Origin of the sequence: Alteromonas sp. I10 (assembly GCF_003201515.1) — a bacterium.
GTDB classification, from domain to species: domain Bacteria; phylum Pseudomonadota; class Gammaproteobacteria; order Enterobacterales; family Alteromonadaceae; genus Alteromonas; species Alteromonas macleodii.
Genome location: NZ_QJJN01000012.1, coordinates 53,480 through 74,350 on the forward strand (window position 1 = coordinate 53,480; position 20,871 = coordinate 74,350).

15 protein-coding genes are annotated in these 20,871 nt (G+C 46.0%); 6 read left to right on the top strand and 9 right to left on the bottom strand.

Annotation, left to right across the window (positions count from 1 at the left end):
* Positions 1-9: 9 nt before the first annotated feature.
* Complete coding sequence (gene ilvY, locus BZA03_RS18925) at positions 10-882, bottom strand: HTH-type transcriptional activator IlvY (RefSeq protein ID WP_110289618.1); 873 nt, start codon at positions 880-882, stop codon at positions 10-12.
* A 157-nt stretch (positions 883-1,039) separates the two neighbouring features.
* Here ilvY and ilvC point away from each other — a divergent pair, with 157 nt between their 5' ends.
* Complete coding sequence (ilvC, locus tag BZA03_RS18930) at positions 1,040-2,518, top strand: ketol-acid reductoisomerase (protein ID WP_014951396.1); 1,479 nt, start codon at positions 1,040-1,042, stop codon at positions 2,516-2,518.
* 133 nt (positions 2,519-2,651) lie between these two features.
* On the opposite strand, the gene BZA03_RS18935 is transcribed toward ilvC, so the two are convergent.
* Entirely contained in the window at positions 2,652-3,899 is a 1,248-nt protein-coding gene (locus tag BZA03_RS18935) for a multidrug effflux MFS transporter (RefSeq protein WP_170826522.1), read from the bottom strand.
* A gap of 140 nt (positions 3,900-4,039) precedes the next feature.
* Positions 4,040-6,031, bottom strand: coding sequence for a S9 family peptidase (locus BZA03_RS18940; protein WP_110289581.1), 1,992 nt, complete (start codon positions 6,029-6,031; stop codon positions 4,040-4,042).
* A gap of 617 nt (positions 6,032-6,648) precedes the next feature.
* Between BZA03_RS18940 and BZA03_RS18945 the strand changes: the two genes are divergently transcribed.
* Together BZA03_RS18945 and BZA03_RS18950 are read left to right on the top strand one after the other, a co-directional pair.
* Positions 6,649-8,487 carry an autotransporter assembly complex family protein gene (locus BZA03_RS18945; RefSeq protein WP_110289582.1) on the top strand — a complete coding sequence of 613 codons (1,839 nt, stop codon included), beginning with the start codon at positions 6,649-6,651 and terminating at the stop codon, positions 8,485-8,487.
* Entirely contained in the window at positions 8,484-12,356 is a 3,873-nt protein-coding gene (locus BZA03_RS18950) for a translocation/assembly module TamB domain-containing protein (RefSeq protein WP_110289583.1), read from the top strand. The genes BZA03_RS18945 and BZA03_RS18950 overlap by 4 nt, the downstream gene beginning before the upstream one ends.
* A gap of 42 nt (positions 12,357-12,398) precedes the next feature.
* On the opposite strand, the gene BZA03_RS18955 is transcribed toward BZA03_RS18950, so the two are convergent.
* Together BZA03_RS18955 and BZA03_RS18960 are read right to left on the bottom strand one after the other, a co-directional pair.
* Positions 12,399-13,019 (bottom strand): hypothetical protein, encoded by a 621-nt coding sequence (locus BZA03_RS18955; protein WP_110289584.1) that lies wholly within the window; start codon positions 13,017-13,019, stop codon positions 12,399-12,401.
* Positions 13,012-13,518, bottom strand: a complete 507-nt coding sequence (locus BZA03_RS18960) for an RNA polymerase sigma factor (protein WP_110289585.1) — start codon at positions 13,516-13,518, stop codon at positions 13,012-13,014. The genes BZA03_RS18955 and BZA03_RS18960 overlap by 8 nt, the downstream gene beginning before the upstream one ends.
* A 210-nt stretch (positions 13,519-13,728) precedes the next feature.
* On the opposite strand from BZA03_RS18960, the gene BZA03_RS18965 reads away from it, so the two are divergent.
* Positions 13,729-14,004 (top strand): hypothetical protein, encoded by a 276-nt coding sequence (locus BZA03_RS18965; protein ID WP_014951413.1) that lies wholly within the window; start codon positions 13,729-13,731, stop codon positions 14,002-14,004.
* 16 nt (positions 14,005-14,020) lie between these two features.
* On the opposite strand, the gene BZA03_RS18970 is transcribed toward BZA03_RS18965, so the two are convergent.
* From BZA03_RS18970 to proB, 4 genes are all read right to left on the bottom strand, one after another.
* A complete protein-coding gene (locus tag BZA03_RS18970) occupies positions 14,021-14,923 on the bottom strand; it encodes a DMT family transporter (protein WP_049586437.1) in 903 nt (300 codons plus the stop codon).
* A 24-nt stretch (positions 14,924-14,947) separates the two neighbouring features.
* Entirely contained in the window at positions 14,948-15,949 is a 1,002-nt protein-coding gene (locus tag BZA03_RS18975) for a D-2-hydroxyacid dehydrogenase (protein WP_110289586.1), read from the bottom strand.
* A 3-nt stretch (positions 15,950-15,952) separates the two neighbouring features.
* A complete protein-coding gene (locus BZA03_RS18980) occupies positions 15,953-16,390 on the bottom strand; it encodes a thioesterase family protein (RefSeq protein ID WP_014951416.1) in 438 nt (145 codons plus the stop codon).
* 125 nt (positions 16,391-16,515) lie between these two features.
* Positions 16,516-17,616, bottom strand: coding sequence for a glutamate 5-kinase (gene proB / locus BZA03_RS18985; protein ID WP_014951417.1), 1,101 nt, complete (start codon positions 17,614-17,616; stop codon positions 16,516-16,518).
* A gap of 193 nt (positions 17,617-17,809) precedes the next feature.
* On the opposite strand from proB, the gene BZA03_RS18990 reads away from it, so the two are divergent.
* Together BZA03_RS18990 and BZA03_RS18995 are read left to right on the top strand one after the other, a co-directional pair.
* Positions 17,810-20,272, top strand: a complete 2,463-nt coding sequence (locus BZA03_RS18990; protein WP_110289587.1) for a M1 family aminopeptidase — start codon at positions 17,810-17,812, stop codon at positions 20,270-20,272.
* On the top strand, positions 20,262-20,846 hold the full coding sequence (locus BZA03_RS18995; RefSeq protein ID WP_014977821.1) for a DUF6702 family protein: 585 nt from the start codon (positions 20,262-20,264) through the stop codon (positions 20,844-20,846). The genes BZA03_RS18990 and BZA03_RS18995 overlap by 11 nt, the downstream gene beginning before the upstream one ends.
* Positions 20,847-20,871: the final 25 nt, after the last annotated feature.

Here is a 20,871-nt window from a genome sequence, read left to right on the forward strand (position 1 = left end):
GCCTTACAATTACGCACGAGATTGCAAGTTTAGCTGCATAAAGGCGTTAATAAGCGGCTCGTTTTGCTTATCCTGCAAGCAGCACAATCCTAGGGCATAAGGCTCAATATCTTCAACAGGTATTTGGGTTACAGCATTGGCCATACTGGAGTGATCAAGTACCACTTTAGGCACAAAACCCACGCCACATTCAAGTGCAACCATGCTCACGATAGCCTCGTTACCGCCGACATAAGCATACACATTTGGACGAATACCGTGTTCAGCAAACCAGTGGTAGGCAGTACGACGGGTTGGGCCGGTTTCAGGCATAATCACCTGATGTTTGGTCCAGTCCAACTGGCTTAGTTGAGTAAGTCGCCACTCTCTTGGGGCAATAAGTACCAAAGGCACATTATCAAGCGCAGTGAAATGCAAATCTGTCGGCATATCAGGGGTGTAGATAGCAATAGATAAGTCGCACTGTTTGCCTTTCACTTTTTCTATCGCAAGAGCAGGATCGCCGGTAATTAGGCGTATATCAACACCCGGGTGCTGTTGCCTGAACTGTCTAAGCATAGCGGGTAAATGGCTTTGACTGGCGGTAACCGAGCAAAATACGCTGAGCTCGCCCTGCAATGCGTCGTTATCTTCTTTTAAGTCGACCTTTAGCTGCTGCCAATCTTTCAGCGCTTGCTTTGAAAAAGACAGCAGCTTGTGCCCACTGTGAGTTAGCGCCACTTTGCGGTTATCACGTTTAAACAGTGTACAGCCTAACTCGTCCTCAAGGCGTTGAATAACCCGGCTTAACGTAGAAGGCGACACATACATGGCCTCGGCGGTAATGCCAAAATGTAGGCTGGTAGCTAGGTGATTGAACAGCTGTAGACTGCGAAAATCCATAAACATTTCACTATATGCAATATTATCTTGCAAATATATCATTTTCCAAAACAAAAGAAATCTTTTAGTCTCAATATCAAGTCGTCATAGACGAGGTCTGTCAACACCAAGGTCGGTGTTTGATATTGACAAAAATGAATGTTGTTCGGAAATTTTTATGGCTAATTATTTCAACACCCTGTCACTTCGCCAGCAGTTAGATCAGCTTGGCCGCTGCCGTTTCATGGCACGCGATGAATTCGCTGACGGTTGTCAGTTCTTAAAAGGCAAGAAAATTGTCATTGTAGGCTGCGGCGCGCAGGGCCTTAACCAAGGCTTGAATATGCGTGACTCAGGGTTAGATGTTTCTTATGCGCTGCGTCAAGCAGCCATTGATGAGCAACGCGACTCTTACAAACGCGCTACCAGCAACGGATTTACTGTTGGTACATACCAGCAACTTATTCCAGAAGCTGATGTGGTTTACAACCTAACACCTGATAAGCAGCACGCTAGCGTAGTCGAAGCCGTTATGCCGCTTATGAAAGAAGGTGCAACGCTAGGCTACTCTCACGGTTTCAATATCGTTGAAGAAGGACAGCAAATTCGTAGCGATATCACAGTAATCATGTGTGCGCCGAAAAGCCCGGGTTCTGAAGTACGTGAAGAATATAAGCGTGGCTTCGGTGTACCAACTCTGATTGCTGTACACCCAGAAAACGACCCTGAAGGTAAAGGTTGGGATCAAGCCAAAGCACTTGCAAGTGCAACGGGCGGTGACCGCGCAGGTGTACTTGAGTCATCATTTGTGGCTGAAGTTAAATCTGACCTCATGGGCGAGCAGACCATTTTGTGTGGTATGCAACAAGTTGCAGCGGTACTTGCGTTTGAAAAAATGGTTGATGACGGTATCGAGCCAGGATACGCAGGTGCACTTATTCAGTACGGCCTAGAAGCTATTACTGAAGCACTTAAGATTGGCGGCGTAACTAACATGATGGACCGTCTATCAAACCCTGCAAAAGTGAAAGCGTTTGAGCTTTCTGAGCAGTTAACTGATTTACTTCGTCCGCTATTTGAAAAGCACCAAGACGACATCATCAGCGGTGAGTTCTCTCGCACCATGATGGAAGACTGGGCGAATGGCGATGCGAACCTGCTTAAGTGGCGTGAAGAAACCGGTGAAACCGCGTTTGAAAACGCACCGGCTTATGAAGGTGAAATTAGTGAACAAGAATTCTTTGACCACGGCATCTTACTGGTTGCCATGATCAAGTGCGGTGTTGAAGTTGCGTTCGACGTAATGGTTGAAGCCGGTATTCTACCTGAGTCTGCGTACTATGAATCACTGCATGAAACACCGCTTATTTCTAACACAATCGCACGTAAGCGTTTGTATGAAATGAACGTGGTTATTTCAGACACAGCAGAATACGGAAACTATTTGTTTGCTAACGCAGCAATTCCAATTTTGCGTGAGAAATTTATGCCTACCATTGATACCAGCGTTATCGGTAAGGGTTTAGCCGCTACTTCTAATCAGGTAGAGAACAAGCGCCTTGTTGAAATTAACGAAGCCATCCGCTCACACGGTGTGGAATCGGTAGGTAAGACCTTACGTGGCTACATGACTGACATGAAGGCCATCATAGGTTAGGACAGTTTCTGTCGTTAGGTGCTTAACTAAGCCCTCTTGCCCGACCATTTTGGTCGGGCTTTTTTATGTCCGTAAGCCTGCTAATAAGTATCTTTCTTACGCAACTGACCACTGCGACACGCCGATACACCTTCTAAATAGAACCTTCACGAACGCGCTCAGCATAGCGTACGGATACGTAAGACAAAGCAAAAAAGACGAGAAATCCCCAGCCGATAGGCATTAAATTTCCATTTAAGAAACTGTCGACGAACAGTGCAACAGGCACCGAGAAAAGGCTAGAAAATGAGCCAATTATGGCCGCGCCTAAACCTGCCATATCGCCAAGCGGCTGCATCGCCATGGCGTTTAAGTTACCAAACAGTATGCCCACAAAGAAAAAGCCTACAAACATAACCGCAACCGTAGGAATTAAAGGCGGCAAGCCGTCGTACGCCAACAGCAACGCTAAATACACAACAGCAAACCCGTTAACCCCTTTAAGTGCAAAACGACAAAGCTTGCGCATCCCAAAACGCATCACCATTTTGCCGTTAAAGTAAGAGGCGAGACCAATTGAAAAAGCAAGCGTTGCAAAGATGTAGGGAAACCATTCACCTACGTTGTAAAACACAGTAAATATGGTTTGCGAAGCGCTTAAATACGCCAGGAATGCCCCAAAAATACAGCCCATGGCAAAGGTGTAACCCATCACTGCTGGGTTAGTGAGAATGAACTTTGACGATGCAAAAAACTGCGCCCATGAAAACTTTTTACGCCTTGCTCTTGGCAAGGTTTCCCCTTGACGAGAAAAAAACCAAATGCCGGCCATGGTAGCCACAATGAGAAACATAGTGAAAATATGGAACCATGAGGTCAACTCCATCACCGTTTGCCCAATAATAGGCGCCAACATAGGCACTAATATAAACACCATCATGATAAACGACATGACTTTTGCCATAGCATCGCCAACGTAAAGGTCGCGAATAATTGCCATAGAGGCTATTCGTGGCCCAGACACCCCAAATGCTTGAATAACGCGACCTACCAGCATGGTCTCCAAATTGGTGGCCATCATGCAAACAAATGTACCTAAGGCGAAAATACACAGGCCCACTAATATAGTTAGGCGACGGCCGCGGCTATCGGAAAAAGGCCCAAAGAACATTTGACCCAGTGCCATGCCTAAAAAGAACACGGTAACGATTAAGTGGGTTTGATGCGCCTCGGCGACCTGTAGTGACTCGCCAATTTGAATCAACGCAGGCAGCATAGCGTCAATGCTCAACGCGACAAGGGATGTCATCGTAGCCATTAGCGCAACAAATTCAACAAGGCCAAGCGCTGGCTTTTGCACAACTGCAGTATCCTCAGATACGCCATTAGAAGTCTGGGGCATAAAGTCTCGAATATGAAATAAAGTGGGGGAAATTAAAAAGGCGCGAAATTAACGCGCCTTGTTGAGTATACCTGAAACTTGGTTAAAAAGCCGCCAGCCAAGCAAAATCTTGTCGTAAATACTGGTGCATTTAACGGGTGTTACTCGGAAGCTGAAACGTTTGCCGTTGCAGCACTCGCTTTACTCGCTGGCCTAAGGTATTGGTCTAAAAATGCATCCATTTCCTTAAAGAAAATATGACGATTTCGCTGAATAGACAAATTGTGGTCGCCACTTTCAAGCTCTACATATTTGTAGACCTTGTCGTAATCATCTAACTCGTCAGCCATGTAGCGACTATGAAGTGGAGGGACAACTCTATCTTCCTCTCCATGTACCAGCAAAATTGGCGTCTTTATTCCTTTCGCATTGTAGTAAGGCGAGCGCGCTTCAAGGTCGTCATAATCATCCCCAATTTGGTTTTTCACAAATTCGTTGTTCAGGAAACGGCGAGAATGAATAATGACGTGTTTAAGTGAACTTACGCCAGCAAAGCTCACCGCACACTTAAACAGATCCGGGGTTTTAACAGTTGCCATCAGGGCGGCGTAACCGCCATAGCTAGCGCCCACAATACACATGTTGTCTTGCTCAGCGTGCCCCTGCTCTACCATCCAGTTTGCCGCATCGGTGATATCATCTTGCATAGCCAAGCCCCAACCTTTCATTTGGCTTTGCGCAAAGCTGTACCCATACCCTCTAGAACCTCTAAAGTTAGGCCTTAGTACTGCATAACCTTTCGATGTAAAATACGCTGTCCAATAGTCGAAACCACTGAAATCTCTTGCTCCAGGGCCACCGTGGGGATGAATAATGGTAGGAAACGGGCCTTCGCCTTTTGGTAAAGTCAAATACGCTTCGATTTTGATGCCGTCTCTGGCTTCATATTCAATTAACGTATGCTCAGATAATTTTGCCGGGTCTATTTGAGCATATTGCTCAAAAAGCATCACTAACGTGCCTTCTTTACGGTCACCCAGCAAATAAACTCCTGGTAAGGTGTCAGACTCTGAATAAACAATATATGTTTGTTCGTCGTCGCTAAAGCTCACTAAGGTATTGTCGTAATCAGGAAGACCAGCATCGATACCATTTTGAAGAGCAACGTAACGTTCATCCCAATAATGTCGACCGTCATGGCGTACTCCTATTGCATCTCGGGTAACCGGTGAATAGATAAGGCTACCATTAACATCATACCCTTCATCAGCATACACCTCTGTTCGCTCATTAGTAGTGAGGTTTAAGGTGTACAATGCACGGAAGTCTCCTTTATAACCTTTGAAATAAAGAATATTTGGGTCTTTTGCAAAGCCAACTGGGTATTCACCCTTGTCAGACATAGCGTTGTAAGCAAATAAGGTGCGCCAATCGTCTCCTTCTTTTAGAAAGACTTCTCGCTCTCCTGTATCGTAATCAAGTGAAACACCTATACGAACGTTATTTTGTTGGTCCGTCATCCAATCTCTAATGCGTTTTTTCCCGCGAATAATGCGACTTACGCCACCATCATTAACATTGATTTTGTAAACCGACGGCAGCCCCAACACCTCAGCGTCTAAGGCAATTAGAATATGTTCTGGATCGTCAGGCAGCCAGTCGATAACGTCATCGTGAAATTGAGGAATGTGGTTCGGGTTACCTGCTCGACGCTTTATTCTCTCCCATTCAACCAAGTTGAATGCACCGCCTTCACCGTCAAACTTAATGCTTAACAACCGTGTGTCGTGAACTTTCGTGGTGCCACGGCGGGTTTCGTAACGAGCGCTAACCACCAGCCGTTCATTGTTCACCCAGTTGTACCAGTTAATTTTTACGCGTTCATTGTCCGATCGCAGTAGGTAGTGCTTTTCACCCTTTTTTAAGTCGTAAGTGGCAAGCATGGCAAACGCTTCTTCTTGCTCAACGTTTTGAACAAAAGCGATTTTTGAGCCATCGGGTGACAGCGACGGAGTCCAATAGGTTGGCAAAGAACTGAATTTTTCGTACTCGAGTTCTGCCTTAGTTTGATCTGCGCCCAGTGTGGAGAAAGAGCAAACCAACAGTAGCAAAGTAACTAGTGTTGTAGGTAAGAGAGCCTTATAAGAAGACATAACATTCCCTTGTTGTTTTTTATTGTTAGTGGAACTTAGCTTAGGCAAAAAACTCAAAGTTAAGTTACGCAGAGTATACTCACTCATGCCCAGATGTACAAAAACAAAGCAATACTAGGCTCTACGTTAAGTGAGTGGATGTGCCAGATATGTTCTGAAGAAGGGCATTCTAGTTAGGAAAATACGTTGAGTGCATTTTATACCAATCCGCATAGATCATTACCCACTCAGCGAGAGTTAAAATGTTCGTAATCGCGGCGTGTTACCGCAGGTATAGTGGTCTACATCAAGGTGACACAACAAAGAGTACGGACATTTTAAACTCGCCCTTCGGGAAGGTCTGGCAAGCTTCCTAGCTTCATTCTGGGAATTTGAAAGGGAACAGCCATTCCTGCATTCCCACGCTTTGCTAGGAAACTTGCCAGCGCCTTCTGAGTGGGCAATTATCTATGCGGATTGGTATTATTTACCGACGTCAGCGCAATTATTTGATCTCTCGTCGTAGTTTGCGGATACAAATTACAAATGTGGTATCATTAACCACAGACATAATATGGATTTTACCATCAAGCGGTAAGCTTCACAGCCCAGCGTTACCTTAAGGATTTAGCCTTTTCATGCCTTCGATTTGGAGCGGGCTTGCCAGTTTGCAAGACCATCTTTTCCGACAATTTATGTTCAGAATCACCAAAGCAGTCCGAGTTTTGGTGGGCAGTACATTGTGCACGCTAGCGTGTGCTCTCTTTACTTTTTCACATGCCCAAGACCCTATTTCCTATAACATTCAGGGCGTAGAAGACGACAAACTGCGTAATAATATCCGCCTGCATTTAAACAGTCTCGACGTGGAAAAATCGTTGCTTACTGACCCTTACTGGCAAGATGAAGTGGGTGAAACGGTAGCGACAGCGGTTCAACCCTATGGTTATTACAACAGCGAGACCAAGGTAAGTATTGAAGAGGGCGACAAGGTTACAGTGAATGTTGCTTTGAATGCGCCGCTTACCATAAATAAGGTTACTCGCGAAATAATAGGTGCGGGACGTGAAGATAAGGCTTTCAGAGAACGTTTTAATTCACTAAAGCTTAAAGAAGGCGACGTGTTAAACCAAACCATTTACGAGTCGTTTAAGTCGTCCATGTTTAACTACGCCTTATCTAATGGCTATTTTGATTATTTTTGGCAGGCGACGCGTCTCGACCTAGTGCGTGACGAAAAACAAGCAAACGTACTTTTGATTGCGCAAAGCGGGCCCCAGTACCAATTTGGAGAGCTAAAATTTATTGGCGATGACAAGGCGAAAGCCATCATTGAGCGGCTAAAGCCGTTTAAAACAGGCGATGCGTACTCTTCATCAACACTTGCCGATTTCAACAGAAGCCTTAATCAATCTGGGTATTTTACCCGCGTTATTGCACGCCCGGTTGTAAGTGAGGCTGATGGTTTGCTGGTACCGGTTGAGGTATCGTTACTTCACAGACCCACAGACGCATTTAACGTTTCTGTTGGCGCAGCCACTGACACGGGCCCACGGGTTCGCTTAGGATGGGAGCGTCCTTGGGTGAATAGTAAAGGGCACTCTGTTTCATCTGATATTTTCATTTCAGCGCCAGAACAATCAGTGACTGCCGACTACCGTATACCGATGAGAAACATAACGCGGGATTACGCGAGTATAGAGGCGGGTTACCAATTTATAGAGTACAGCAACACTTCCTTTGAGAGTGAAACCCTATCTTTGTCTGCACACCGTTACTGGCAACATGACAATTCACCATGGCAACACGATGGCTCGGTGACCTATCTACGTGAAACTTATGATCAAGGGGAATTGAGTACAAACACCACGTCCCTAGTATTACCCGGGTACTCGTTAACCTATCGCGATAAAGACAGTGAGCTCAACATTAATAATGGTACCTACCTTCAAATGCTCACCCAAATAGGCAGAGAAGGTTATGGTTCTGATATCGATTTTGCCAAGGCCGTGGTTGAAGCCACGCTTATCCGTACCTTTAACAATGTGCACAGAATAACCATACGCGGTGAAGCTGGGGTTATTAAAACCAATAGTTTTGATGAGGTGCCAACGTCGTTGCGTTTTTATGCAGGGGGCGATAAAAGTGTTCGCGGCTTCGACTATCGCGAAATTTCTCCGACAGCTGAAGTCATTGATCCAGAAACAGGAGAACTCATTGTTGACTCTATTGGAGGGAAGTACCTTGCTACATCGAGTGTAGAGTATGCCTATCAAGTGGCAGATAATTGGAGAGTGGCAGCGTTTGTCGATGCAGGTACAGCAACAAACGACTCCAGCACAACGCTGACATATAGCGTTGGACCTGGTGTACATTGGCTTTCACCAATTGGTCCAGTCAGACTTTACGTGGCAAGAGGCTTTGCGCCAGACGAGAATACATGGCAGTTACATATTTTGTTGGGGCCTGAGCTATGAGAAAACGTACGCTTTCGGCTATTTTACTTTCACCGGTTCTTATACTGGTCGCGTTGTATGCCGTTTTGATAAGTCCCTTAGGCGGCCCTACCGTTAAGTTACTGGCCAACACGTTTGTTGAAAACCTCTCCATCGATGCCATTGACGGTGGGTTTGCTGACACACTAGAAGTGCATAATGTGGAGTGGGAAAACCCGCAATGGAAGGTGTCTGCACAATATGCCTACATTGATATTACCTGGCGTTGTTTGTTTGAGCCTAGAGTATGTGTCAATGAAGTCACGCTGGAAAACGCTACGCTTACACAGCGATCAAACGCGCCTGACTCTTCCGATGATGCACCTTCAGGTGGCCAGATTGAATTACCGCTGCCCATTGATGTTGGGTATTTAGCGCTAACGAATATCAAACTTGCTCTACTTACGACAACAGTAGAAATTGATGAACTAGAGCTGACCGATTTTGAAGGAAATAGCGACCTCATACTTGACAGCATCGCCGCGAAAGGTGTTCGCATTGCTCTGCTAAACCAAGATGAAGCTGCTAGCTCTACACCGGCAGCCATGACCAATGCATCGGAAACTAATAGTGAGCAGCCTGCTCCCAAAAAAGAACAGGCTCCAAGTGCTGATAGCGCTTTGCCTACGTCATACTCACTAAGCTACGACGTCCCCGTACTACCAAATATAGCTACGCCTATTCCTTTGTCTCTTGGTACTTTTTTAGTAGAAGATCTACACATAATTCAAGGGGAGAGCAAACAGCACATTTCACTCATCTCGCTGTTAGAGGCTCACTTTAAGGGCAGCGATGTCGCTATTGAAGAAATGACCGTTGTACATGAACAAGGTGAGGTGAAAGGAAAAGCGAGCGCAACACTTGACGGAAACTTCCCATTAAATGTGGCTATTAACGCGAAAACGAAGCTTGGCGACACACCACAAGAACTGAGTGTAGCGGCCGCGGGTGCGTTGGACGATTTAACGCTGTCAGTTGTTGCCAGAGGCGCGGTAACCGCAAACGCTAACCTAATGGCCAACATTCTAGACAGTAACCTTCCCATAGAATTCACTGCGAACTGGCAAGAACAAGCCATACCGACACTGGAAAACACTACGCTCAAAGAAGGACAGTTAACGCTTTCCGGCACCATGGGTGATTACGTACTTAAAGGAGCAGGCGCAGCTACATTGCCTGACATTGGCAATGTACCAGTATCACTTGATGTGGTGCTGAAAAAGAACAATATTTTTGTTAATCAAGCCAATATAAACGCTTTGGATGGGAGCTTAACCAACACTGGTACCCTTTATCTAAATGAAAGTATCGCGTGGGAAGGTAAGACAACGCTTAAGAATGTATCAGGGCGGCAATTCAGCACTTATGCGCCTGAAAAAATTAGCGGAGAAATAGACAGTATATTGCAATACTCTGAGCGCGGCGGATTACACATGAGCCTAAGAGATATGACTGTCTCGGGTGTACTTCAGGGCAAACCGCTTCAGGTGAAGGGGAATGCGGTTTATGCTGGCCCCAGCGACTTATTCGTTACTAACGTCAATATCATTCAAGAACACGAGCAAGAGCGAAACACGATACGCGCCATTGCTCAGGTACTGAATAAGCGGCATTTAAATGCAAATATTGCGATAAACGTTAACGCTATTTCAAGCCTATACCCAGAAGTGACAGGTGCGGTAAGTGGCAATATCACAGCCGCCGGTCCTTGGCAAAATCCAAGTGCTAACGGAACACTCTCCCTATCTAATATTGCTGTGTCACCCAATTTAAATGCCTCTGCCGCGCAGCAAGGACCATTGAACGGCGAAATCAAAGTGAACGGTACCTATCGCGATCACACCGCAGATATTGACCTAACTGTTCCCAACAATAATATTGGGCTGTCCTTAAAAGGTGCATGGACGAACAATCACTGGGTGGGGGAAATTAGTGATACCGCATTGAAGCTCGCTAATATGCAGTGGACGCTATCAAGCCCGTTCAGTGTAGATATAGGCACCTCACCTATAACGGCTAAAATAGGTCAGCACTGTTGGACCTCTCGAAAAGAAGGTGAGCTGTGTATTTCAAACGTGAATTATCAACAAAACAAAGCCAGTTGGGATATCAGCGCGACGGCGCTGCCCATCGGGTTGTGGGCGAACGAGTTAGCGCCTACTGTTGTTTCAAGTCCCTCACAAGCAACACTTACCGTAAAAACCAAAGGCAGCTACTCGGCTAACGATCCCATCGATGCCACATTTACTGCGTCTATGAGTTCTGCGCCATGGCAACTTGGTGAAACGCGCCCGCTAACGCTCACTATTAACTCCATAGAAACTAAAGGAGAGATAAAGCAGGGGCAGTTAGCATCAACATCTGTGATCTCAAGCCAAGATGTCGGGGATGCAACACTAACCTTGAATACCCGTCCTTTCGAATCGCGTATACCACTCGATGGTAAACTAGAGATGCAAGGGCTTAATGTTGCACCATTCAAACCCCTTTCCCCTGCTATCAGAACCCTTACAGGAAAGTTAAACGGGAACGTATCGTTGAGTGGTTACATTGACGACCCTACGCTTAACGGTGAATTGACGGTTTCAAATGGCGCTATCGATATACAAGATACACCTGTGACACTGGCCGATTGGAATCAAAAAGTATCGCTTAATGGTCAAACCGCTGCTCTAGACGGCACCTTCTTACTAGGCGGAGGAAAAGGGGCGTTAAAAGGCGAGTTAGACTGGTCATCCAACCCCAGTGCGACATTTAATTTAAAGGGAAACGGTTTCGAAATTCGTCAGCCAAACATTCGACTCAAGGTATCACCGAATATCGATATCGCCGCCACAAAAGAAAAAGTGGACGTGAGTGGCGAGGTAAATATTCCTTGGGCGAGAATTGAAATAGAGTCGCTACCTGAGAGTGCTGTTTCCCCATCAAAAGACGTGCACCTGCGTGGCGAACCGGATAGAGAGGAACCGCTAGATATCGTCCACGCTTCGGTATTGGTCAACATCGACAAAAACAAAACCGAAGAAGTAAAACTCGAAGCGTTTGGCCTTACTGCAAGTTTGTATGGTGGCATTCGCGTAAACACTCAACCTGCACTTGTGGGCTATGGTGACCTTCAAATTTTAAATGGTCGATACAACGCTTACGGACAACAGTTAATTATTCAAACCGGTGAAGTACAATTTAACGGCCCAATTGACCAACCTTTGTTGCTGGTTGAAGCCATCCGCGACCCGGCTAAAACCGATGACGACGTAATAGCAGGTATCCGAATTGATGGCGCGGCTGACTCGCCAAGTATCAACCTGTTCTCTGAGCCTGCAATGGATCAACAGGGCGTATTGTCATATCTACTTACAGGTTCTGGACCGAACTCGGGCACACAAGATCCTAACTACGCTGCGCTGCTGGTAGGTTTTGGTTTATCCAACACCAAAACCCTGACAGGGCAAGTGGGAAGCGCGCTAGGTATTGATGATTTTAGTTTAAGCACTAACGAAGATTTACTGTCGGTAAGAGGGCAGATTAACGAGCGATTATCTGTGGAATACAATGTGGACGTTGGTCTAAGTAACAACGACGCTAATAGCACGCTACGACGCAGACAACTACCGCCTGACTTGGCGGTAAAATATCAGCTTCTACCTAGTTTATATTTAGAAGCCATTCAAACCACACTGGAAGACCAATCTGAGTTCGCGTTAGACCTTTATTATGAGTTTTTCTTGGGTGATAACAGAACCCGTAGAGATAGTGATGAAGACGACAGTGAAGCTGAAGAGTCCAATGAAAGCGCAGAGCAAGATCTGAAAGATAATGCGAGCACTCCGAGCACAAGTAATAACAATTAAGCGCTCAAAGTCAAAACATCGTACTTTTGCACTCATGCGCCCTTAACGCTGCTGTGCCATCTTCTCAAGCGTTTCGAGTTGACGCTCAAAACGCTTTTGTCTTTTGCTCGCCCACACATACCACACTAGCATCACAACGCTCATGGACGTCATAACTATAGCCATCTTCATAACTTTCTCTGGGGTAAGCTCCCCATAAAAATAGCGCTCCACCAGAAAGGCACATCCAAATAACACTGCAGTCCATGTCGAGTGTTTAGTGATTACAGCAATCTTCACGTTATTCTTAATTTGCTTTATTAGCTGTGTTAGGTGGTCAGCGGTTTGAGTGTCTTTTGAAAATGCGGCCACTCTTCTTAACCACAGCTGATAAACAAGTAGGGGAAGAGCCGTGACCAGCATAAAAACAAACATCGCGTGGGCGACAAAAGTGAACTTTTCCCAAGTAACAACTAGCAAGTAGATCGCTGGGATAAACGCTAAGGAGTCAACCAACATATACCAGCGTTGCTTGGTTCGCTCACTGCTTAGGCTGGCTTTTACTTCCGAGAGGTTGATAGTCGTAACTGGCTGAGCTTGCCATAGCGCAGAAAGGCCATCATTCTGCGCATCGTCTACTGATACGGGCGGGTTCGTTTGATTCTCTTTATCTGAATTATGCATGCGGTTGCTCCTGCATGATACTTTGCTTGGCGCGCTTTAATATCACACCAACATGATTTTTAGTCAGACCACAGACGTCTGCAATTTCATCGTAACTTAAGCCTTCAAGAGAAAGCGTTAGCACTTGTCTTGACTGCAATGGAAGTGCCCGTACCGCGCGAAGTAGGCGTTCTAATGACTGGTGTTGACTAGACATTTCCTCTGGTGAGTGGGTAGTACTCGCGAACCCGTCAGAGCCCAAATCATCGTTGTCATATTGATGGGTATCGAGACGCTTCACTTGATTTGCTACGTGAGTAACTGCGCGGTTATGAGCTATCTTCAAAATATAGGTTTTCACGCTGCTATCGCCCTTAAAGCGAGACAGCCCCTGCCAAACGGCAATAGCAATTTCTTGCAATAATTCTTGCTGCATCGCTTCGTTTGCTTCATAGCTGTTGGCTACACGGCTCAATATTGCCCCGTATTGCGCAAAAACATCTTCAAAACCCTGCCCCAACGTCACATCCCTAATCACAAAAACTGTTGTTATTTTATTGTGTTACTTCTATCAGTCTGCCCCCACGAATTTTTATTACAAACTTTTTTCGTCAATGCTGTAATTTTTTTAAGCAACAAACGACTAGTTAAAACAGTAAGTGCAGTAACGTGCGTTTAGGGCATTTTCCCTAAAAGCCTTCAACCTTGAAATTTGGATTAGGAAAAAATTATGTCTACGTTAAGTATAGTTTTGTTAATTGGCAGCCTGACGTCGCTTGTGCTTTTGGCAAGCTACTTAGACGCAAAATTTCAGTGGCGACTAAACGACTGGATGAACGGCGAGTGCAGCAACCCGTTCGTTAAAAGCGTGACCGACAAACAGCAGCAGCGTTTAGAGGAAAAAGATGCGCAGATTGAAGCTTTGATGGCGCGAATCGAAACCCTTGAAACCATTGTTACCGAGCCTGCTTACGAACTGAATAAGAAAATCAACGCGCTCAAATAAACGGTTTTACCAGCTCCTAGCTCGACACCGGTGGGCGACGCATAAAGCGGGGAATTTTTCCCATTGCAATGGCGTTGCCTACCAGCACAATGACCACCCCAACCACAGATAAAACGCTCCAGGTATAGCCTTCGAAAAAGGTGGAAATAACCAGTGCAACCATGGGGTATACCAAGACCACATATGCAGCCTTGTCAGCGCCCATTTGCTTTAACAGTTTCATGTACGCGCCAAACGCAAACACAGAGCCAAAGATAGCCAGATAAAGCAGCGACAGATAGAACTCGGGTTGGGTAGGAATGACCAACTTACCCGGCATTGCCAGTGAGGTGATGAAAAGCAGCACCATGGCATAGCTCATGGCATAGAAGTTCATTTGGATAACAGGCGTACCCGAGGTCAAAATACGCTCGGAGATAACGTTACCTGTTGAGGCGCAGAAAAAGCTGACAAACGCTATAGCGAGGCCGGTAGCAAGCGCCGCATCCATGGAGACTTTGGAAAACTCCGGCACAAACAAACACACAATGCCCAGCAAGCCAAATGTAGCACCTATAACCACTTCTTTTCTTATAGGCTCTTTAAGCCACCATCGCCGAAGCACAACATTAATGTAGATAATACAAGAACTCATAAGGGCTAACAGCGCGCTAATTATGTGCGCTTGCGCCATATACAGCAGCGTGTAATTTAAGCTGTATAAAAAGAGACCGACTGCGGCCATTTTCACATGAACATGTACCGGTAGCTTAAGCGGCAAACGCCTAATAACACAGTAAATCCCTAAACAGGCCGACGCCAATAAATAACGCAGCGCAATGGCAAACGTTTCAGAGGTATGCCCTATTTGGTAAGTGATGGCTATCCAGGTTGAGCCCCAAATCAGGCAGCACAGAGCAAATAAGGTTGCGTTATTCATAGCGGTGTTCTAGCCCTGGGAAGCTCATAAACAAGAAGATAAGTGGGCAGATAAATGGTCGATAGCACTATCGAGCAGTTTTTGCCTAGCGCCATTACCAATCCACGCATTATGCGGCGTTACCAGCAAGTTAGGTAGTGCCTCTTTAAGCAATATATGATCAACAGGCGGAGGCTCGACACTTAGTACATCTAATCCCGCGCCACCAATTTGGTTGTTTTTAAGCGCATGATAGAGTGCTTCCTCATCAATCAAGCCGCCGCGAGCCGTATTAATGAGAAAAGCGCTTGGCTTCATCAGCGACAATGTATCGGCATTAATAAGCTTGTCGGTGGCTTCAGTAAGCGGGCAATGAAGACTTACCACATCGGCATTTGGTAAAAGCGATGCAAGACTTGGACGAGGGTCGTCTTGTTTACCTGGGCGAGCAGCGATACTCACCTGCATACCCATAGCCTTAAACAATGCCTCTACACGCTTGCCAAGCTCGCCATGCCCAACAATTACCGCATGCTTACCCGCCAATTCCACCACGGGATGATTGAGTAAGCAGAAATGAGAAGATGCAGACCATGCTTGGTTGCGCATATCGCGCTGATACGTCACAAAATTGGTGGCCAAATTCAACGCCAAGGTCAACGTATGTTGAGCAACGCTATCAGTGCCGTAGCCCTCTACATTTTGAACGGTAATACCAGCCTGTTCGCAGTAATCACGGTCGATATTGTTCATGCCGGTCGCAGTTACACCAATATAGCGAAGCTGACTGGCCTGCTGTAAATCTTTGGCTTGTAGCACGACTTTGTTAACCAGCACAGCATCGGCATTTTTAATGCGCTCGGCCACATCTTCGGCTTGAGTTTGTTGATGAAGCGTAATACCTGCGCCGAAATTGTTTTGTACGTCATCGAGTGAAGAGGTATCAAGGCTGGGCAAATCCATGGTTTCGGCGTCTAGAAAGACAACCTGCTTTTGATTGCCGTTGCTCATCGCTTGTGATGCATTGTGTTTCGTCATTTTTGCCATGCTCTACATTACTTCCACAATCGACTCTAACGCTGTTTTCACATTAACAGGAATAGGAATGGCCTTGTCGGTTTTTCTATCTACAAACACATGCACAAATTGGCCATGAGCCACGCGTCGCTTATTCTCTCCGGCATAAACCGATAGACCATAAGTCACTGAACTTCTACCAATTTTGATAACGCGCAAGCCTACAAAAATGTCTTCAGGGTAGGCTGCCGGAGCAATGTACTGACACTGACTGCTTACCACGTATGCCACGGATTGCCCGTTGTGTATATCTAGCCCACCTTCTTCAATTAAAAAACGGTTTACCGCGGTATCAAAGAAACCATAGTACACAACATTGTTGATATGTCCGTACGCATCATTGTCTTGCCAACGCGTGGCGATAGTGACTTTGTAAGGGTAGTCGGCAAGTGTAGGTGTGATATCAGTCATGATCGTCCCTTAGTGAATAAATGTATCGCTTTGTTGTTGGCGCAAATAATGGAAATCGATGAACGACTAACGCCAATTAATGTTTAATGTGCGGTAGTCTATTGCAGCGATTCTTTTGAGTAGCGCTATGAGTAAAGCACCATATCGTCACGGTGAATGGCAACATCTGTTGTTTCATAACCTAACACACTGGCAATTTCTTTCGACTTTTTCCCTTTTATAAGCGTTAAGTCTTTTGCGTTATACAGGCAAAGCCCCTTGGCAATAACTTCGCCTTGGCACACCACTTCAACAGCATCGCCTTGTTCAAACAAACCGACGACATCAACAATACCCGATGGCAGTAATGACGCGCCTTTTCGCACTAACGCCTCTTTCGCACCGCTATCAACGTCTATTCTGCCAGCGGTTTTAAGAGTATGGGTAAGCCACAGTCTGCGCGCGCTGGCGGGAGTGCTACTAGCATTAAATAGGGTTCCCGGCACTTTACCTTCAAGTAATGCATCGAAGGTTTCGCCTTTTCGCCCGTTGACAATAAGAGTTTGAATACCGCTACTGGTGCACTTATCTGCCGCTTCAATTTTTGTGCGCATGCCGCCAGTTCCTACCGCTGTTCCAGCGCCGCCGGCAAGGCCGTAAATAGTGCTGTCTATTTTATCTACCTGTGGAATGAGTGTGGCGCTGGCGTCTTTTCTTGGGTCTGCGGTAAATAAACCGTCGATATCTGAGCAGATAATGAGGGTGTCTGCTTGGGCGACCAGGGCAGTGTAAGCACCCAAGTTATCGTTATCACCCACTTTGAGTTCGTTGACAGCTACGGTGTCGTTTTCATTCACAATAGGTAACGCATTGTGATTCAAAATTTCGCGCAAGGTATTTTTAATATTTACGTAGCGGGTTCTATCGCGTAGATCATCCGCCGTTAACAATACTTGTGCACAGGGAAAGTCGAAAAAGCGCTGCCAGTTGGCCATCATTAAATTCTGGCCAATCGCAGCCATGGCTTGTTTTTCTGCAATAGATGCGTTGTGACGAACCTTCACTTTGCTGCGGCCCGCGGCAACACTGCCAGAAGAGACAAGAATAATCTCTTTGCCAGCTTCGCGACTAGCAGTAATAAATCGAGCAAGAGACAGTAAATAACGCCCACTACACTCATTGCCTTCAGGAGCAATAAGCGCACTGCCAACTTTTATAACGGCACGTTGCCAATTAAAACGGTTCATAGGGGGAAGAAAAAAGAAAACAAGAGCTTAAGAATACGACAGTTAAAGCGCGAAACAAAACGATCTGTTACAGTTTTTTTGCGTTAAAACATGGTTAGTTTACGGTCAAAAAATTGGATTGTGACAGGCATACTTATATACTAGGCGGTGTTATCTTATAACAATTCTAACTTACAAGTTGCAAGGAACCTGCATGAGCACCGCAAAACGACACTTTTTCTGGCTAGCGCCAGTGTTGTCTATGCTGATTTCTCTTCCTAGTACCGCCGCTATTAAACAAACTAAAGGCGATTTCGAAGATAAATTCCGTCAGCTGGACGAAGTTCTTCCTACTCCAAACGTATACCGTAACGCCGCTGGTGAGCCAGGCCACCAATATTGGCAACAACAAGTAGATTACGATATTGACGTAAAGCTACTTGAAGACAAACGCCGCATTGAAGCAAGCGAAACCATTACTTACCACAACAACGCGCCAGATACGCTTAAGTACTTGTGGATCCAGCTTGACCAAAACAAATTCCGCGACGATTCAATGTCTGCGCTTACTACCACGTTTGGCGGTATCGGTAACCGCGGGCCGGGTACGCAAGCTGCTAGCGGCGATGCGCCAGCTAAGCTAAGCATGGGTGCATTGCGCCGTCAGCAGTTTGTTGACGACAACGAGCTGGGCTATACCATTTCTCGTGTTGAAGACAAAGCGGGCAATGACTTACGTCACACAGTAGTTGGCACCTTAATGCGTGTTGACTTGGCTCAACCGTTGAAGCCAGGCAGCAAAGTTACGTTTGATATCGATTTTGCGTTTAACATTGTTGAAGAAGACGCTGTTTCAGCACGTGCAGGTTACGAGCATTTCCCAGATGACGAACGTGAAGGCGGTAACGACATCTTCTTGCTAGCACAGTGGTTCCCTCGTCTAGCGGCTTACACCGACTACGAAGCATGGACCAATAAAGAGTTTATTGGCCGTGGCGAGTTCACGCTAGAGTTCGGTAACTACGAAGTAGATATTACGGTTCCGGCTGACCACATCGTATCGTCAACGGGTGTGCTTCAAAACCCGAAAGACGTGTTAACTAAAACACAGCGCGACCGTCTGAAAAAGGCAGAAAAAGCTGACCGTATCGTATTCATTGTTTCACCAGAAGAAGCAATTGAGAACGAAAAAGAAGGCACGACTAAGCTTAAAACCTGGACCTTTAAGGCAGAAAACGTACGTGACTTTGCATGGGCCTCTTCGCGTAAATTTGCGTGGGATGCGCGTGGTTATCAGCAAGGCGGTGACACTCAACCATTGGTAATGGCTATGTCTTTCTACCCGAAAGAAGGTGGCGAGCTATGGCAGAAGTATTCTACAGAATCAATCATCCACACCATGGATGTTTATAGCCGCTTTAGCTTCGATTACCCATACCCAGTAGCCCAATCAGTAAATGGTCCAGTTGGCGGCATGGAATACCCCATGATCACCTTCAACGGCCCGCGTACAGAGCTTCGTGACGATGGTTCACGCACGTACTCGCTTGCTGAAAAACGCTTCCTTATTGGCGTAGTTATTCACGAAGTAGGTCATATCTATTTCCCTATGACGGTTAACTCTGACGAGCGCCAGTGGACATGGATGGATGAAGGTCTTAACAGCTTCCTAGACGGCGTTGCCGGTCGTGAGTGGGATCCTACGATCCCTTGGGGCGTAGAGCCACGTGATATCACAGGCTACATGAAGTCTCAGACGCAGGTGCCAATTATGACCCAGTCTGACTCAGTCCTTCGCCTTGGCCCAAATGCTTACACCAAGCCAGCTGTAGCGCTGAATATTCTTCGCGAAACTATTCTTGGCCGTGAGCTGTTTGACTTCGCGTTTAAAGAATACGCGCAGCGTTGGATGTTTAAACGTCCTACACCATCAGATTTCTTCCGCACTATGGAAGAAGCGTCAGGCGTTGATCTAGACTGGTTCTGGCGTGGTTGGTTTTACACCACAGACCATGTGGATATTAGCCTAGACAGCGTATATAAGCTTCGTTTAGACACTGAAAATCCAGATATCGATTTTGCTCGCGAACGTGAAGCAGAAATGGAGAAACCGAAGTCACTTACCGACCTTCGTAATAAAGAAGAAGGCAAAAAACTTTGGGTAGATCGCTTTGAAGATATCAGTGACTTCTACGACGAAAACGATCGTTACACCGTAACTAACAAAGAGCGCAACAAGTACAAGAAATTCTTGAAAGATCTTGAGCCTTGGGAGCGTAAAGCGTTTGAGCGTGCGGTGAAAGAAGACAAAAACTACTACGTGCTAGATTTCAGCAACAAGGGTGGGTTGGTGATGCCAATCATTCTTGAACTAACGTTTGAAGACGGCACGAAAGAAGAAATGCGTATTCCTGCGGAAATCTGGCGTCGTACACCTAAAGCCGTAAGCAAGCTTATTGTTACCGACAAAGACAAAGAGCTGGTAAGCGTAACCGTTGATCCGCACTGGGAAACCGCAGACGTAGATGTGGAAAATAACCACTACCCGCGTCGTATCATTCCTTCGCGTATTGAAGCGTATAAGAATAAGCCGCGTAACACTTACGAGTACCGCGACCTTATGCACGACTCAAAGACCGAACTGAAAACCGACGACGAGGACAAAGATGACGAATAAGTTGTCTTTGGCTCGCTTGCAGCAGAGCGCTCATGCTCTGCTCGCAAGCGTAAGTGCATTCGCAATTACGGCTGCGCTATTAGTTAGCGCAATGTCGTACAGCACTGCAGCCCAAGCGCATCAAATAAAAGCAGCAATTACCACGGTACTGTTCAATCCTAGAACAGAAAATATTGAGGTGATGCACCGCTTTAATTTGCACGATGCTGAACACGCGGTTAAGGCGCTGTTTGACAAGCACGCAGATATTATGGACGACATAGAAACGCAGCAACAATTCGCTGATTACGTCGCCCACCACTTTGCAATTTTAAATGCAGCAGGCGAGCCATTAAAGCTTGCTGATGTTGGCTTTGAAGTTGAAGGTAAGCACTTTTGGGTTTATCAGGAAACTGCTGAGCCGCCTGTACTTGAAGGCATTAAGATTCGCCACGATGCATTGCGTGACTTGTGGCCGAAACAGGTGAATACGCTAAATGTAGAAGGCAAGGGTGATATCAAAACCCTGACCTTTGCTGATAGCGTAAATTTGCTGGAAGTAAGCTTCAAAAGCCAAAATAGCGACCATCACTAATACCTAACGGTATAAGTTTGTGAAA